This is a genomic window from Formosa sp. Hel3_A1_48 (assembly GCF_001735715.1).
GTDB lineage: Bacteria > Bacteroidota > Bacteroidia > Flavobacteriales > Flavobacteriaceae > UBA3537.
On sequence record NZ_CP017259.1, the window covers coordinates 1,871,084 to 1,886,783 of the forward strand.

The window sequence follows — 15,700 nt, forward strand, 5'->3', positions numbered from 1 at the left end:
TTTCTTTAACAGCTTAATAATTTTCAGGATTACTCATAATCTCACTTGCTCTAAGTTTCATTTGGTGTACTTCTTCGCTCGAAAATTTATTCAAAACCGAATACATCATACGCATACGCTGGTTTTTGGCGAGTTTTTGTTTTTTGTCGTCTAAGAAATTCCAATACAAACTATTGAAGGGACAAGCATTAGGTCCAAGACGTTCCTTGACGTTGTATTGACACGAACTACAATAATTACTCATCTTGTTTATGTAACTTCCTGATGAAACATATGGTTTAGTTGCAATTTTACCACCATCTGCATATTGACTCATTCCTCTTGTGTTTGGTAGCTGAACCCATTGCAAAGCATCGATATAAATTCCTAAATACCAGTCATCAACAGCGTCAGGATGAGTTTGTGTGAGTAAGAGGTAATTACCAGTAATCATCAATCGTTGGATGTGATGCGCATAAGCGTGGTCAAGAGAATTTTTAATTGTTTTTTCAAGGCAATTCATTTTTGTTTTTCCTGTCCAAAAGAAATCTGGGATTTTTTCATGATTTTCCAACTCATTCAACCCTTTATATACAGGCATCTCTTTCCAATACATACCGCGCATGTACTCTCGCCAACCAATAACTTGGCGAATGAAGCCTTCTACTTGTGCTATTGTTATGGCTTCCTTATTTTTTTTATATTCACTTAAAACAGCGTAAATAATCTCTTTTGGGCTAATTATTTTTAAATTCATGGCAAATGAAAGCCTAGAGTGAAAAAGGTATACTTCATCGCTGTGAAGTGCATCTTGATAGTCGCCAAAATAGGGGAGAAGGTTTTTACAAAAATAGGATAATTGATGTTGTGCCTGTTTTAGATTTATGGGGTATTCGAAAAAGGGTCCTTTAAAATGTCCTATTGTTTTTATTTTACTTTTAGCGATGTCATCACAAATTGTTTTGGTTTCATTCTTGAATGCTTTATATAATGGTATCCCCGGTGAACCTTTCCATTTTTTTCTATTGTTGTGGTCATAATTCCAAATCCCACCTTCTGGTTGCTCGCCAACCATTAAAATGTGGTGTTTTTTGCGCATGTATCTGTAGAACCGTTCCATTAGAAGTTGCTTTTTACCTTCAAAAAAAGAGCTGAGTTCATCACGAGTTGTTAAAAAATGCTCAGAGTCATGACATTTGTAACTTATTTTAAGAGCAGTACAAATTGTTCTCATTTGTTCATCTAAGCGATACTCGTCAGGTGCTTGGTATTCAAAGTGCTCAATATTGTTCTGTTCAACAAGTAATTTTATATTTTTCTCTAAATTTTGATGATTTTTAGCATCATTAATTTTTAAATAATGTACTCTGTGCCCTTTATCTTTGAGTCGTTCTCCAAAAGCGCGCATTGCAGCAAAGAAACCAATAACTTTTTGTATGTGGTGTTGAACATAATCTGTTTCTTGACGCATTTCAAAAATGCAATACAAAATTTGATCATCAACACTCGAAAACCATGAATGGTTTTCGTTGAGTTGATCTCCCAGAATAAGGCGTAAAGTTTTCATTTAAAATAATTTAGTTTGTAACCATTGATTTCTAAACTTTTTATTTGCATCGTATCGCTTAGCCTGTAAATCAACGTTAAAAACGCGATCTCTAGGGTCATTGCCTACACCAGAAACATACATCCAATTTCCATAGTTGCTGTGTACATCGTAATCAATTAACATACTTTCAAAATAAGCGGCACCAATACGCCAGTCTAGCTTTTGTGACTTAGCAAAAAAGGAAGCAACATTTTGACGTCCTCGATTGCTCATCCACCCCGTTTTTTTGAGCTCAATCATATTGGCATTTACAAAGTCATCAGCAGTTTCACCATTCACCCATTGTTGAACAAATTTTTGATTTGTTGACCACACATAAGTTTTTTCAAGAATGCCGCCTAGTTTGAACATGGAATTACCGTGTTTAAGAGCGGTATATTTGAAAAAATCACGCCAAATTAATTCAAATACTAACCAATAAGTAGACTGATTTGAGAAATATTGTTCTTCAAACAGCTTAACTTTCCAGTAAATTTGGCGCGCTGATATGCTCCCGTTTGCTAACCATGCCGAAAGTTTTGAGCTGTAATTTAAACCTAAGAGCCCATTTCTTGTTTTTTTATAAACCCCAAGTGCTTTTGATTCAAAAAAGTAATGATTCAAACGCAAATCAGCAGATCTTTCTCCTCCCTCAAATGGAAACGCAGTCCGGTCGTCCTTTTCAAAACTATCAAATCCAAGATCTATTAGGTTTGGAATTTCAGTGTGCTGATCTATTAACGAATGGATACTTTGAGGCTTAACTTCAACTAATGGTTTGACTTTAGAGTTTTTTTCGAGCAACTTTCTAAACTGCGTAAAAACGACTGGAGTTTCATGCGCATCAAATGGCACATCCTCGGGATCAAATAAAAACTGGTCATAAATTTCTTGTATTTTAATACCCTTAGGAAGTACATTTTTAACTTTTTCTAAGCTTGATTGTTCTTCAGCAGTCCATTCTTTTTGAAGAAAAATAGAATCGACGTCAAATGATGTAACCAAGCTGCTCATTTTATGTTCAGGTGCAGTATTAAATACCAGAAGGCTGATGTTTAATTTGTTTAACTCCCGCTTTAGGCATTGAAGCGTTTCTAATAAAAAATTTAATCTGTAACGGTCCATTTTTTTGAACCCGTATTTTGTAGTTTCAAATAATTTAGGGTCCAAGAAGTAAACTCCAATAACACGATTAGACGACATTAAGGCAGAATTGAGAATGTTATTATCCTGTGATCTCAAATCGTTTTTAAACCAAACTATTGATGTGTTTTTGTGCTGCTGCATTTTTTACTACAATATTTTACATTTTCCCAATCCCGAGCCCACTTTTTACGCCAATTAAAGGGTCTCGCACAAACAACGCAAGTTTTGACTGGTAGTTGTGATTTTTTCAAAACTTACCGTTTTAAATTTATTTTATTTTTTGGTCTTTGGTAAGCTATTCGCTCTTTAAGTTTTGGAATAGTATATCCGTCTAACCCGTTTATTGCAACAATCTTGCCTTTTGATAAATTAATAAATCCATCATCTTCCAATAATTCTGGTCGTATGAATAAATCTTTGATTTCTCCTATCAGTTGTATAGTGTTGTTAGCCTTTATTTCATACTCTTCACAGTAGGTAAGTGCCATTTGAATCGGTGCGTTTTTTACAAATGGCGCATGCCATCCATTCTTGTATTCTTCTTCTAATTCAGTGGTATTAAATTCTGAGACCTCTTTTGGGTATTTTGCTGAAGTATGGTGCGCATCTTGAATGATTGAAGCGTCAATGTGGTTTATTGTGAATTGTCCAGTTTCTTTTATGTTTTCGTAAGTATTTCTCGGCACATCTGTAACAGGCCTAAAAATTATACCAAGAAGTGGAGGATTAGAACCTAGATGAGTTACGGAGCTAAAAACGGCAACATTAGGAGTACCATCATTAGATTTTGTACCTATAAGATTAGCTGATTTGAAACCAGAGCAGCTGTTAATCAAATTGATTCTAAATATATGGTCTAACTCTTCAAAGTCTTGACGTTTTAAATGTATCATTTGTAGTGTTGAAATTGATTAATTTTAACTTCTTTAGCCTTCAAATCAAACATCAGGTTGTAGAGTCCAAAAAAGGTTCGGTTCATATAAATAAAGTGCTTAGATCCTCTATTGCTGTTAAACTTTCGTAACTCTGAACTTTGGCTATATCTTTCAGCAAGATCACCTATTTTTCCAAAAAAATCCGAATCAGAAAAATCAAATATCTCTTTCTGGAAGGGCAGTGTGAAGACGCTTAGTAAATCGTGAAACATGTCCGTGAAAAATGAAACTTCTTCTTTAGTGTCGTTCGGGGTGAGTATTTCTAGCTCATATAATTTTTCTGAAAAACGTTCTTTATTATTTATGATTGAATTATCAGCCAATTCAAAATAAGGTTTATAGAATGTTTGCGGAATCACTTTCATACAGCCAAAATCTAATGCAATTAACTGAGCATCGTTATTTATTAGAAAATTTCCCGGATGGGGATCTGCATGTACCTTTTTAAGATTGTGGATTTGATGCATGTAAAAATCCCATAAAGCTTGCCCTAATCGATTGAACTTTTCTTGGTCGTCGTTTTTCTTTATGTACTCAGAAAGATGCAATCCTTTCATGAAATCCATGGTCAAAATTCGCTTAGATGAATATTCGTTGTAGTAGTTAGGAAATAAAATATTTGGAATGTGCGCACAGGCCTTTGAAATTTCTTGACTTTGTTGTATTTCGAGGCAATAATCGGTTTCTTCAGTTAACTTATCCTCAACTTCCTTAAAGTATTTGTCGGAATCCTTGCCTTTAATATTAAACATTCTTAGTGCTATGGGTTTGACCATTGCTAGATCTGATTTAATACTATCCGCTACTCCAGGATATTGAATTTTTACGGCTAATTCTTTTCCGTTTTTTTTGGCTTTGTGTACCTGACCAATGCTAGCAGCATTAACAGAATTAGAATCAAAATAATCGAAAATTGCATCTGGATTTTTACCAAAATACTTTTTGAATGTTTTTATTACTAGTGGCGAGGAGAGTGGGGGAACAGAAAATTGTGCTAAGGAAAACTTCTCAACATAAGCCTGCGGTAAAATATTTTTTTCCATGCTTAGCATTTGCGCTACTTTTAGTGCGCTTCCCTTGAGTTGTTTGAGGCCACCGTAAATATCTTCAGCATTGTTTTTGTTTAGATTGTCCTTAGCAATTTCCTCCGATTTGCTCAGTTTTTCTCCATAATACTTGATGTAATTAACACCAACTTTAGCACCAGTAGTTACAATTTTTGAAGCTCGTTGTAGTTTTGATGTAGGAATACGATCGATAGACTTCATTAATGACTTCCGATTTTTTCTTTAAACAAAAATTTACCGAAGTCAACCACGCTTTTGAGAGGTTTTGTGTGCGCCAATTCAAAGCTTGCAGCTATAGATTTTTCGATAAAAAGATCCGTTTTTTCAAAATCGGCCGAGTCGTCGTCTAGCCAAAATTTCAACGTCACGAGCATTTGCACCCAATACGATTCGTTCACTAAATTATCTTTAATATCGTCGATGCGCTTGTTTTTTATTTCAATACCGGTCAGTTCTAACTCATCTACAAATTCTAAAAACTTCTTACGTAAAGGCTTAAGCTTTTTAAGATGATTTAACCCGCCTTTAGTGCTGTGCAATGCTTGAGTAACGTAACTACGGTTTGCAGTTAGATTACCAAAAAAAGTAAAATAAAAACTTAATATTTTATTTTGATCATCGTAGTTTTTGTAGTCTTTACTTTTTTCTAGGGTTTTAATAGTGTTATCGAAAAACGCTTCAAAGATTGAAGATTCAAGCGCTTCAAATGATCCAAAAAAACTATAGAATTCTGATTCTTCGAAGTTGTTCATTTTGGCGAATATGTATACGCTTTTTGGAGTTTCGTTGTGCTCAAGAACACTGTTCATGTACAACTCAATGAGTTTATCTTTGGTGAGTTTTGTGTTTTTTGCCATGGGATATTGTTTTTACAAAAATATGACTTGTTAAAGTTTTTATTTTAATAATTAAACAAACATTAACATTTGAATGGCTAAATAAGTATTGGTAATTTTTTTCTAATTTTATAATCTCAAATCTATTTTATGCTAAACAAAGTTTATGGTAGCGCTGTTTTTGGCGTGGAGGCCTATACCATCACGGTTGAAGTCAATGTGGACAATGGGATTGGATACCACTTGGTAGGTCTTCCTGATAATGCCATTAAAGAAAGTAATTTTAGAATTGCAGCAGCGCTAGAAAATAATGGCTTTCGAATTCCTGGCAAAAAAATCATCATCAATATGTCGCCTGCAGACATGCGCAAGGAAGGCTCGGCGTATGATTTAACACTAGCTATAGGGGTTTTAGCTGCTTCAGGGCAAATAAAAGCCCCTCATTTGGAGCGCTACATCATCATGGGGGAATTATCGCTAGATGGGAGTTTAAACCCCATAAAAGGAGCGTTACCTATTGCAATCAAAGCGCTGGAGGAAGGTTTTGAGGGATTCATACTCCCAGAACAAAACGCCAAAGAGGCAGCAATTGTAAAAGGACTCAAAGTTTATGGTGCCAGTCATATTTCAGACGTCATCAAGCATTTTGATAAGAATTTGGAATTGGAAGTCACGGCATTTGATATTCAAGAAGAATTTGCCAAAGCACTAGACCAACCCGAATTTGATTTTGCAGATGTAAAAGGGCAAGAAAGTATCAAGCGTTGCATGGAAATCGCAGCTGCAGGTGGGCACAATATCATTTTGATTGGCCCACCAGGGTCAGGAAAAACGATGTTAGCAAAACGCTTGCCATCAATTTTGCCTCCTATGACTTTGAATGAAGCCTTGGAAACCACTAAAATCCACTCCGTTGTAGGGCGATTGCGCTCGCCCTCTGGATTCATGACTCAAAGGCCATTTCGCTCTCCACACCACACAATCTCCGATGTCGCATTGGTAGGAGGAGGGCAGTACCCTCAACCAGGTGAAATCTCGATGGCACACAATGGGGTATTGTTTTTAGATGAATTACCTGAATTTAAGCGCTCGGTTCTCGAAGTCATGCGCCAACCTTTAGAAGATTTGGAAGTTACCATCTCAAGAGCAAAATTCACGGTGACATACCCCAGTAGTTTTATGTTGGTCGCCAGTATGAATCCAAGTCCAAGCGGTTTTTTTAATGATCCCTCATCACCTGTAACTTCTTCTCCGGCTGAAATGCAGCGCTATCTGGGAAAAATTTCTGGGCCATTGCTCGATCGTATCGATATTCATGTGGAGGTAACTCCTGTGCCTTTTGAAAAGCTCACAGAAGAACGTCGTGGTGAGCCATCTATTGTGATTAGAGAACGAGTAACAAAAGCTCGAACGTTGCAAACTCGACGCTTTGAGTCTATAAATTCGGTACATTATAATGCTCAAATGCAGACTAAGCATATACGAAAATTTTGTGTTTTGGACGATGCTTCAAAAGCCCTTTTGAAAAACGCAATGGAGCGTTTAAATTTGTCCGCTCGGGCCTATGATAGAATCTTGAAAGTAGCGCGAACAATTGCTGATCTTGAAGCATCAAATACCATAAACAGCAGGCATATTAGTGAAGCTATTCAGTACCGAAGTTTAGATCGGGAAGGGTGGTTATTATAATTAAATTTATACTTTATATGGATTTATTAAATTATTGAAAATCAATACTTTAATTATATTCAATAAGAAAAATCTATTACTGTTTTACCCCAGCCATTTAAATGCACTTTTAATTTTTTTAAGCTTATTTGTGTAGGGTGCATAACGTAATGGTATATCAAGCCAATTTGCTTTAATTGTAATGCCTTTTTTGTGCGAAAACGTATCGAATCCTAAACGCCCATGATAGGCCCCAATACCGCTTTCACCCACACCACCAAATGGTAATCTCGGATTACCAAAATGAATCATCGTATCATTTACTGAGCCACCACCAAAACTGTATTTTTTAATGAGTGTATTGTAGAATTGTTTTCTATTTGAAAATACATAAAACCCTAATGGTTTTTCATAACGGCTAACTGTCAACTCAATATCTTCCATTGTTTCATAGCTGAGAATAGGTAGAATTGGACCAAAAATTTCGCCCTCCATGAGTTTAGTCTTCAAACTTGGATTGTCCACTAGAGTGGGGGCAAGGTAATTGTCTTCATCATCGACATCACCTCCGTGCACCACATGAACTCCTTTGAGCATGGCCGAAAGCCGTTTCAAATTTTTTGTATTGACAATTCGTGGATAATCTGTTGATTTTTTAGGATCTTCTCCGTAGGCCTTAATTATTTCAATTTTGAGCTGATGAATTAACTCAGACTTTATGGATCTTTTAGCTATAATATAATCTGGTGCAATACAAGTTTGCCCAGCATTAACAAACTTACCCCAAACCAAACGTTTTGCAACTAATTTTATATTTATACTATCATCAACAATACATGGGTTTTTCCCTCCTAACTCAAGCGTAACAGGTGTCATGTATTGCGCAGCGGCTTTTGCGACAATTTTACCCACCGGAACACTTCCAGTAAAGAAAATATAATCCCAGCGTTCGTTCAAAAGAGCAGTTGTTTCCGGAACCCCGCCCTGAATTACACTTAAATGCTCATTTTTAAATACTTCTGAGAGTATGGTTTCAATAATTTTTGCTGTATTTGGTGTAAGCTCACTCGGTTTCAAAACAACTGTATTTCCTGCTGCAATAGCAGAAATAACGGGTGCAATGGCCAATTGGAACGGATAATTCCATGGAGCAATAATTAGAACAGCTCCGTAAGGTTCTGAATAAATATAATCATTCGAAGGGAAATTTAGTGCAGCAGCGCGTACTTTGTTTGGTTTGGACCAATATTTAAGATTCTTAAGCGTCATATCTATTTCAGCAACAACAATCCCGATTTCGCTAAAATAAGCTTCAAATCTCGATTTTTTAAAATCGTTATAAAGCGCTTCGTAAATCGCTTCTTCATTTGATAGAATATTAGTTTTAAGTGCTTTCAGTTTGTCTTTGATATAGGATAAATCTCTAGTTCTTCCAGAGTCAAAAAAGGTTTTTTGCTGATTAATAATCTTAATGTGTTCCATAGTTTTAAATCATTTTAGTACACTCGTTCCATAAAACATCATCTGGTGGCACTGCATTTATGTAGATGGGGGTTTTGGATACCGGGTGTGTAAATTGAATAGCTTTGGCATGTAAGTGAATTCCTCCATCAGCATTACTTCGCTGAAAACCATACTTTAAATCCCCTTTTATTGGGCAACCAATATACGCCATTTGACTTCTAATTTGATGAGATCTTCCTGTTTCTAATTTCACTTCCAATAGTGTATAGTTGTCCAATTTTAAAAGTGTTTTGTAGTGCAAAATAGCTTTTTTACTGTCTTGAACTTCTTTTGGGTACACTTTTGTGGTGTTGGTTTTTGGATTTTTTTTCAACCAATGTGTTAAACTCTCTTTTGATTTAACTGGTCTTTTTTTTACTATAGCCCAATAGGTTTTATCAATTTTTTTGTCTTGAAACAATTGATTCATCCGCTTGAGTGCTTTTGAAGTTTTTGCAAAAATTACAACTCCCGATGTCGGCCGATCTAGCCGGTGTACAACTCCTAAAAATACAGCTCCGGGTTTATTGTATTTGTACTTTAAATAGATTTTGACTAATTCTGATAGCGGTGGGTCATTGGTTTTATCCCCTTGAACAATATCTCCAACTCTCTTGTTGATGGCTATAATGTGGTTGTCTTCATACAAAACGTGCACATTAGATGAATTAGTTACAATTCTAGACATGGCTTAGTATTGCTCTTCAGCATTTGGAAAATCAGACGATTTTACATCACTTACGTATTGCCCAATACTATTAGTCATAGTTTCGTAAAGGTTCATATAACGTCGTAAAAAGCGCGGATTAAATTCGTGTGTCATTCCAATCATATCGTGGAGGACCAAAACTTGCCCGTCTACATCAGCTCCAGCACCAATACCAATGACTGGAATACTGACACTTTCAGCGACTTCTTTTGCTAATTTTGCTGGAATCTTTTCAAGAACAACAGCAAAGCACCCAATCCGTTCTAACATTTTTGCGTCTTTGAGTAGTTGTTTTGCTTCTTCTTCCTCTTTAGCACGGACTGTATAAGTACCAAATTTGTATATGGATTGAGGCGTAAGCCCTAGGTGTCCCATTACAGGAATACCAGCGTTAAGAATTTTTTTAATAGAATCTTTTATTTCTTTTCCTCCTTCAAGTTTTACGGCATGTCCACCACTCTCTTTCATTATTCGAATTGCAGACCGCAATGCCTCTTTGGAGTCACTTTGATAAGTTCCAAAAGGCAGATCAACCACAACCAGTGCACGATCAATAGCACGTACAACAGATGAAGCATGATAAATCATTTGGTCCAAGGTAATAGGTAATGTTGTTTCATGACCAGCCATTACATTACTCGCTGAGTCTCCAACAAGTATCACGTCAATCCCTGCGCCATCAACTATTTTAGCCATAGTATAATCGTAGGCGGTCAGCATTGATATTTTTTCATTTGCTGCTTTCATTTCAACCAAAGACTTGACGGTTACGCGTTTATATTGTTTTTTGTTTGTCATGGTGGCTTATAATTTTTTGTAAAAATAGTGAAAAAGAAATGCTTTGCCATGACACCTTGTCATATTTCATGTCATGGCATAATGATTGACATTATTGAGTTGTATAAATTTTTGAAACAAATTAAATAACACAATAAATTATGAGTAAAATAATTGGAATCGATTTAGGGACAACCAACTCATGTGTCTCCGTAATGGAAGGTAATGAGCCTGTAGTTATCACAAATGCTGAGGGACGTCGCACGACTCCTTCTGTGATTGCTTTTGTAGAGGGTGGTGAGATTAAAGTAGGAGATCCTGCAAAGCGACAAGCAGTAACTAACCCTGAAAAAACGGTTTATTCTATAAAGCGATTTATGGGAAATAAATTTTCTGAATCTAAGCAGGAAGTTGGTCGTGTGCCGTACAAAGTAGTCAAAGGGGATAACGACACTCCTCGAGTAGACATCGACGGGCGCTTGTATACACCACAAGAACTTTCGGCTATGGTACTTCAAAAAATGAAGAAAACTGCTGAGGAATTTTTAGATCATGAAGTGAGTGAAGCAGTTGTAACTGTTCCAGCATATTTCAATGACGCACAGCGGCAAGCAACAAAAGAAGCTGGAGAGATTGCAGGATTAAAAGTACGCCGAATCATCAATGAGCCTACTGCTGCTGCATTAGCCTATGGGTTAGACAAAAAAGGAAAAGACCAAACCATAGTAGTTTTTGACTTTGGTGGTGGAACGCATGACGTTTCTATACTCGAACTTGGTGACGGAGTTTTTGAAGTTCTTGCTACAGATGGAGATACACATCTTGGTGGTGACGATGTTGACGAAAAAATTATCAATTGGTTAGCTGAAGAATTTAAAGCCGACGAAAACATGGATTTACGAAAAGATCCAATGGCGCTACAGCGTTTAAAAGAAGCTGCTGAAAAAGCTAAAATTGAGCTTTCATCTTCTGCACAAACAGAAATTAATCTTCCCTATGTTACTGCAACTGCAAGTGGGCCAAAACACTTAGTGCGCACATTATCTCGTTCCAAATTCGAGCAGTTGATTGATGATTTAGTGAAAAGAACAGTTAAACCTTGTGAAACTGCACTAAAGGCAGCTGGACTTTCTAAAAGTGATATTGACGAGATCATTCTAGTTGGTGGTTCGACCCGAATTCCAGCTGTTCAAGAAGCTGTTGAGAAATTCTTTGGGAAAAAACCAAATAAAGGAGTTAACCCTGATGAAGTTGTTGCGGTTGGAGCTGCAATACAAGGTGGTGTGCTTACAGGAGACGTAAAAGACGTTCTGTTATTGGATGTTACTCCGCTATCGCTTGGAATTGAAACCATGGGTAATGTAATGACTAAATTAATTGAAGCTAATACGACTATCCCAACAAAGAAATCACAAGTGTTTTCAACTGCAGCAGATAACCAACCTTCTGTAGAAATTCATGTCTTACAGGGTGAGCGTGCTATGGCAGGAGACAACAAAACAATTGGACGTTTTCATTTGGACGGTATTCCACCCGCACAGCGAGGAGTACCCCAAATCGAAGTTACTTTTGATATCGATGCAAATGGAATCATCAAAGTTTCTGCAACAGATAAAGCAACAAACAAGTCACAAGACATCCGAATTGAAGCTTCATCTGGTTTGACAGAAGAGGAAATTGAAAAAATGAAGCAAGACGCTGAAGCTAATGCAGATGCAGATGCCAAGGCAAAAGAAACTGCTGACAAGCTCAATAGTGCTGATGCTATGATTTTTCAAACTGAAAAGCAACTAAAAGAATTTGGAGACAAACTTTCTGAAGATAAAAAACAGCCAATTGAAGCAGCTCTAGAGGAGCTGAAAAAGGCTTATGAAAGTAAAGATCTTGCTGTTATCGACCCTGCCTTAGAGAAAATCAACGAGGCTTGGAAAGTTGCAAGTGAAGAAATGTATAAAGCACAACAAGATGCACAAGCAGCTGGTGCCGCTGGTCCTGAAGCAGGTTCCGATGCTCAAGCTGAAGGCGATAATGTTGAAGATGTGGATTTCGAAGAAGTAAAGTAAATTTAAATTTTGATAAATAAAAAAGCATAATCTGAAAAGATTATGCTTTTTTGGTTTTTGCGAGTTTAATTATTTTTTTTTTGAAAACATCCTCAGCATTACGATAGCGTGAGGAAATGTGACAGCAGCTATAAATGCGAAAAATAGACTATAAAAATGTTTTTCATCTTTCAAAACAAAATATAATAGACTCATACCAGCCAATGAAACTATCCAATAAGGGAGTGCAGCTTTTGTATACTCCATGATATGTACTCGCTTTAGATCGCCATAAGCAAATTTAATTTGCTCCAACAGCGAAGGAATACTATGCCAAATGATGAAGTAGATAGTAAACCCCCATATTAATGAAGAGGATTTAAAAATTATCATTAGTATGATAAGTGTGAAAAGTTCTTTAATAATTGTGTTGAGTTCAATTTTATTTTGCCTCAGCGTGATCAATAGAAACACAACTATTGAAGCGCCCAGTGCTATTGAAATTTCTTTTGAGTACAAATCATAAAGTTTGATCCCGGCAATTTCATTGATAATCATTTTCACATTATCATCATTAAAATAAAAGACCATGAATAATATAAACAGGCCATACAAAAAAAAATAAATCCTTTTGTAATTAGTATGAACAAGTTTTAAATCTTCTTCCCAATGTTGTTCGCCAAAATGATAGGCGCTAAACACTATGAAAAGAATAAGTGCTAAGCTAGGAAACCAATAAAATACAAGTACTGCACTTACCACTACTAGGAGATAAGTCATTAATATTTTACCAAAGTTAAAATTAGATTTATTTGTCAATGAATTTATAATTAAAATATCATTGGAACCATGAATCATACCAAAAGTAAAGATCAGAAAAAAACCTAAAATCAATTCAAAATCTTCGGGAAATAAGGTTGTAATCCACAATCCTAGGAAGCTTGAAACGATTGAGAATCTATAAATAATTTTCATAAAAAACTGTTAAATAATCAATTAAAAAGGAAAAAAAAGGAGATTTGGTAAAGATTTATATAAAAAATTGATACATTTGTTTAAACAAAACTAACAAAAATTTTTAGAAAAATGACAAATTTATTCTTACCACTTGTTGCTGGCGGCGGAGACGTCAACGACCCAGTGAATTTCACATTCTTTATTGGATGTATGGCAATGATGGCAGCTTCTGCCTTCTTTTTCTTATCTCTAAATCAGTTTGACAAAAAATGGAGAACTTCCGTTTTAGTTTCTGGTTTAATTACATTTATTGCAGCTGTACACTATTGGTACATGCGTGACGCATCTATGGCTGGAGACGTGTCTAATGTAACGGCTTTCCGTTATGTTGACTGGATCCTTACTGTTCCATTAATGTGTGTTGAATTCTATCTTATACTTAAAGTTGCTGGTGCAACTAAAAGTCTTCTTTGGAAACTAATCGGACTTTCAGTTGTAATGCTTGTAACTGGATATTTCGGTGAAACAATGGGCAACGCTGTTATGTGGGGTACTGTTTCTGGAATTGCATATTTTATAATTGTATACGAAATATGGCTTGGTGGAGCTGCTAAAATGGCTAAAGAAGCTGGAGGTGATGTTCTACATGCACACAAAATTCTATGCTGGTTCGTTTTAGTTGGTTGGGCAATTTACCCAATTGGATATATGGCCGGTACAGAAGGTTGGTACGATGTGCTTCCAACTGAAGGCTTAGCAATGGATGTATGGTACAACATTGCTGATGCCATAAATAAAATCGGTTTCGGTTTAGTGATTTACAGTTTAGCAGTTAAGAAAACTGCCTAACATACAATCCCACTATATTAATATTAAAAGCGCAATTTTAAAATTGCGCTTTTTTTTTACACTATTTTTAACGTGAAACGGCTAATAAGCCGTTTTTACTTTTTGTAACTTTACACAAAATTTTTTAAAATAATGAAATTATCTAAAGAAGTAATTCTACAGCACGCTAATGCCGCATGCAAAGACAATTTAATGGAGACTTTGAAGATAGAATTTGTTGATGCTGGCGCGGATTTCATAACGGCACGAATGCCTGTAACAAAAAGTGTTCATCAACCAGATGGAGTTCTTCATGGGGGGGCTACCGCAGCACTTGCTGAAACAGTGGGGAGCTTTGCGGCTCATATATTCTTGGATACAGATACATATTTTGTTCGCGGAATAGATATATCTGCACAACACGTCAAGAGTATCAAATCAGGATTTGTTTATGCAAAAGCAATATGCATCCATAGTGGAAGAACAACTCAGGTATTTGACGTAAAGGTAACAAATGAAGAAAATGAACTTATTTCTTTATGTAAGCTAACAACTATTACCCTAAAAAAATAAATCTTCGATGTCTACTAATCGTTTTTTTGAACGAATCAATACACAGATTGAAAATGAAAGACCATTCATACTGAGTTCAGAGTTTGGTAAAAACTCAATTAGTGCGCGCTTACAAACAAATTCGATAACCTACAAAACAAAAGATTTTTCAGAAGAAGGATTTATTTTTGCACCTTTCGATTTGTCGTCTTCAGTTTATCTTATACCCAATGAAGTAACTGAAGAGATTGGGTTGAACGAGTTTTCAACTTTTTCATCATCTTATAACGCCGTATACGGCACTATTTCTCCTAATCAACACAAGCGCTTGATATCGGATGCTATAAAAGCGATTGATGGGTCAGCTTTAGAAAAAGTAGTACTGGCGCGTACAGCAGAGCTAGATTTCATTAAAATGGATATAGTTCAATTGTTCTTTTCTTTGGTGTCTGCTTACCCAGATGCCTACACTTACTGCTGGTATCATCCAAAAACTGGATTTTGGTTAGGCGCTTCACCTGAAACCTTGTTAAAAATAGAAAACCACAAATTAAAAACAATGGCTTTGGCTGGAACTCAAGAGTACAATGGCTCTATGGACGTTCAATGGGATTTAAAAAATCATGAAGAACACTCCTTTGTAACTTCATATTTAAAAAACAAACTTTCTGATTATATTTCTGACATTGAAATATCATCCCCAAAGACCATAAGAGCAGGCAAGCTTCTTCATTTACAAACTTCCTTGAGTGGTGTCCTAATTGACAATCCAAACGCTTTAAAAGCGCTTATATCAAGTATTCATCCAACACCTGCAGTTTGTGGGACTCCTAAAAAAGAGGCGATGCTATACATTAACAAATTTGAGCCTATTGACCGCGCCTTCTATTCCGGTTTTTTAGGAGAAATAAATATTTTGAAAAATAATTCAACTGTCACAAACTTAGTCGTCAATTTACGTTGTATGCATATAAATGATCTTAAAGCTACTTTATTTGCAGGGGGTGGTATAACTTCAAAGTCAGATCCAGAAAAGGAGTGGGAGGAAACAGAAGCTAAGTTACGTACTATAAGTTCTGTTTTTACAACTTAAATAACAATGTTTTAACAATG

At 36.0% G+C, this 15,700-nt stretch carries 15 protein-coding genes; 5 read left to right on the forward strand and 10 right to left on the reverse strand.

All coding sequences use genetic code 11. The features are described from left to right. Positions 1 to 13 precede the first annotated feature (13 nt). From FORMA_RS08470 to FORMA_RS08490, 6 genes are read right to left on the reverse strand one after another with little or no spacing between them, the layout of a single operon-like run. Complete coding sequence (locus tag FORMA_RS08470; RefSeq protein ID WP_069675255.1) at positions 14 to 1,546, reverse strand: cryptochrome/photolyase family protein; 1,533 nt, start codon at positions 1,544 to 1,546, stop codon at positions 14 to 16. Next, positions 1,547 to 2,854, reverse strand: coding sequence for a DASH family cryptochrome (locus tag FORMA_RS08475; protein WP_069675256.1), 1,308 nt, complete (start codon positions 2,852 to 2,854; stop codon positions 1,547 to 1,549). Next, complete coding sequence (locus tag FORMA_RS09450; RefSeq protein ID WP_157506061.1) at positions 2,827 to 2,964, reverse strand: DUF2256 domain-containing protein; 138 nt, start codon at positions 2,962 to 2,964, stop codon at positions 2,827 to 2,829. The genes FORMA_RS08475 and FORMA_RS09450 overlap by 28 nt, the downstream gene beginning before the upstream one ends. Before the next feature lie 3 nt (positions 2,965 to 2,967). Then, a complete protein-coding gene (locus tag FORMA_RS08480; protein WP_069675257.1) occupies positions 2,968 to 3,606 on the reverse strand; it encodes a flavin reductase family protein in 639 nt (212 codons plus the stop codon). Further along, the gene (locus FORMA_RS08485) at positions 3,603 to 4,916 is read right to left on the reverse strand and encodes an ABC1 kinase family protein (RefSeq protein WP_069675258.1); all 1,314 of its coding nucleotides are present in this window, start codon (positions 4,914 to 4,916) and stop codon (positions 3,603 to 3,605) included. Before FORMA_RS08485 ends, FORMA_RS08480 begins: the two co-directional genes overlap by 4 nt. Next, positions 4,916 to 5,572 carry a TetR family transcriptional regulator C-terminal domain-containing protein gene (locus tag FORMA_RS08490; RefSeq protein WP_069675259.1) on the reverse strand — a complete coding sequence of 219 codons (657 nt, stop codon included), beginning with the start codon at positions 5,570 to 5,572 and terminating at the stop codon, positions 4,916 to 4,918. Before FORMA_RS08490 ends, FORMA_RS08485 begins: the two co-directional genes overlap by 1 nt. Before the next feature lie 129 nt (positions 5,573 to 5,701). Here FORMA_RS08490 and FORMA_RS08495 point away from each other — a divergent pair, with 129 nt between their 5' ends. After that, positions 5,702 to 7,240: a YifB family Mg chelatase-like AAA ATPase gene (locus FORMA_RS08495; protein WP_069675260.1), complete on the forward strand. Its 1,539-nt coding sequence runs from the start codon at positions 5,702 to 5,704 to the stop codon at positions 7,238 to 7,240. Positions 7,241 to 7,324: 84 nt separating this feature from the next. On the opposite strand, the gene FORMA_RS08500 is transcribed toward FORMA_RS08495, so the two are convergent. Genes FORMA_RS08500 through panB form a run of 3 tightly spaced genes read right to left on the reverse strand, consistent with a single transcriptional unit; the run spans position 7,325 to position 10,229 of the window. Beyond that, entirely contained in the window at positions 7,325 to 8,701 is a 1,377-nt protein-coding gene (locus tag FORMA_RS08500) for an aldehyde dehydrogenase (RefSeq protein ID WP_069675261.1), read from the reverse strand. 4 nt (positions 8,702 to 8,705) lie between these two features. After that, the gene (locus tag FORMA_RS08505) at positions 8,706 to 9,410 is read right to left on the reverse strand and encodes an RluA family pseudouridine synthase (protein ID WP_069675262.1); all 705 of its coding nucleotides are present in this window, start codon (positions 9,408 to 9,410) and stop codon (positions 8,706 to 8,708) included. Positions 9,411 to 9,413: 3 nt separating this feature from the next. Beyond that, on the reverse strand, positions 9,414 to 10,229 hold the full coding sequence (gene panB / locus FORMA_RS08510; protein ID WP_069675263.1) for a 3-methyl-2-oxobutanoate hydroxymethyltransferase: 816 nt from the start codon (positions 10,227 to 10,229) through the stop codon (positions 9,414 to 9,416). A 140-nt stretch (positions 10,230 to 10,369) separates the two neighbouring features. On the opposite strand from panB, the gene dnaK reads away from it, so the two are divergent. Then, a complete protein-coding gene (gene dnaK, locus FORMA_RS08515) occupies positions 10,370 to 12,271 on the forward strand; it encodes a molecular chaperone DnaK (protein WP_069675264.1) in 1,902 nt (633 codons plus the stop codon). Between the two features lie 69 nt (positions 12,272 to 12,340). Here dnaK and FORMA_RS08520 read toward each other — a convergent pair whose 3' ends face one another. Further along, complete coding sequence (locus FORMA_RS08520; RefSeq protein WP_069675265.1) at positions 12,341 to 13,225, reverse strand: Brp/Blh family beta-carotene 15,15'-dioxygenase; 885 nt, start codon at positions 13,223 to 13,225, stop codon at positions 12,341 to 12,343. A 111-nt stretch (positions 13,226 to 13,336) separates the two neighbouring features. On the opposite strand from FORMA_RS08520, the gene FORMA_RS08525 reads away from it, so the two are divergent. From FORMA_RS08525 to FORMA_RS08535, 3 genes are all read left to right on the forward strand, one after another. Further along, entirely contained in the window at positions 13,337 to 14,056 is a 720-nt protein-coding gene (locus tag FORMA_RS08525) for a bacteriorhodopsin-like (RefSeq protein WP_069675266.1), read from the forward strand. 132 nt (positions 14,057 to 14,188) lie between these two features. Further along, positions 14,189 to 14,608 carry a PaaI family thioesterase gene (locus FORMA_RS08530; RefSeq protein WP_069675267.1) on the forward strand — a complete coding sequence of 140 codons (420 nt, stop codon included), beginning with the start codon at positions 14,189 to 14,191 and terminating at the stop codon, positions 14,606 to 14,608. 7 nt (positions 14,609 to 14,615) lie between these two features. Beyond that, positions 14,616 to 15,680 (forward strand): isochorismate synthase, encoded by a 1,065-nt coding sequence (locus FORMA_RS08535; RefSeq protein WP_069675268.1) that lies wholly within the window; start codon positions 14,616 to 14,618, stop codon positions 15,678 to 15,680. Positions 15,681 to 15,700: the final 20 nt, after the last annotated feature.

Bases quoted from the DNA above. Each gene is read 5' to 3' on its own strand.
- FORMA_RS08470 (WP_069675255.1), bottom strand. From the start codon at position 1,546: ATGAAAACTTTACGCCTTATTCTGGGAGATCAACTCAACGAAAACCAT.
- FORMA_RS08475 (WP_069675256.1), bottom strand. From the start codon at position 2,854: ATGCAGCAGCACAAAAACACATCAATAGTTTGGTTTAAAAACGATTTG.
- FORMA_RS08480 (WP_069675257.1), bottom strand. From the start codon at position 3,606: ATGATACATTTAAAACGTCAAGACTTTGAAGAGTTAGACCATATATTT.
- FORMA_RS08485 (WP_069675258.1), bottom strand. From the start codon at position 4,916: ATGAAGTCTATCGATCGTATTCCTACATCAAAACTACAACGAGCTTCA.
- FORMA_RS08490 (WP_069675259.1), bottom strand. From the start codon at position 5,572: ATGGCAAAAAACACAAAACTCACCAAAGATAAACTCATTGAGTTGTAC.
- FORMA_RS08495 (WP_069675260.1), top strand. From the start codon at position 5,702: ATGCTAAACAAAGTTTATGGTAGCGCTGTTTTTGGCGTGGAGGCCTAT.
- FORMA_RS08500 (WP_069675261.1), bottom strand. From the start codon at position 8,701: ATGGAACACATTAAGATTATTAATCAGCAAAAAACCTTTTTTGACTCT.
- FORMA_RS08505 (WP_069675262.1), bottom strand. From the start codon at position 9,410: ATGTCTAGAATTGTAACTAATTCATCTAATGTGCACGTTTTGTATGAA.
- panB (WP_069675263.1), bottom strand. From the start codon at position 10,229: ATGACAAACAAAAAACAATATAAACGCGTAACCGTCAAGTCTTTGGTT.
- dnaK (WP_069675264.1), top strand. From the start codon at position 10,370: ATGAGTAAAATAATTGGAATCGATTTAGGGACAACCAACTCATGTGTC.
- FORMA_RS08520 (WP_069675265.1), bottom strand. From the start codon at position 13,225: ATGAAAATTATTTATAGATTCTCAATCGTTTCAAGCTTCCTAGGATTG.
- FORMA_RS08525 (WP_069675266.1), top strand. From the start codon at position 13,337: ATGACAAATTTATTCTTACCACTTGTTGCTGGCGGCGGAGACGTCAAC.
- FORMA_RS08530 (WP_069675267.1), top strand. From the start codon at position 14,189: ATGAAATTATCTAAAGAAGTAATTCTACAGCACGCTAATGCCGCATGC.
- FORMA_RS08535 (WP_069675268.1), top strand. From the start codon at position 14,616: ATGTCTACTAATCGTTTTTTTGAACGAATCAATACACAGATTGAAAAT.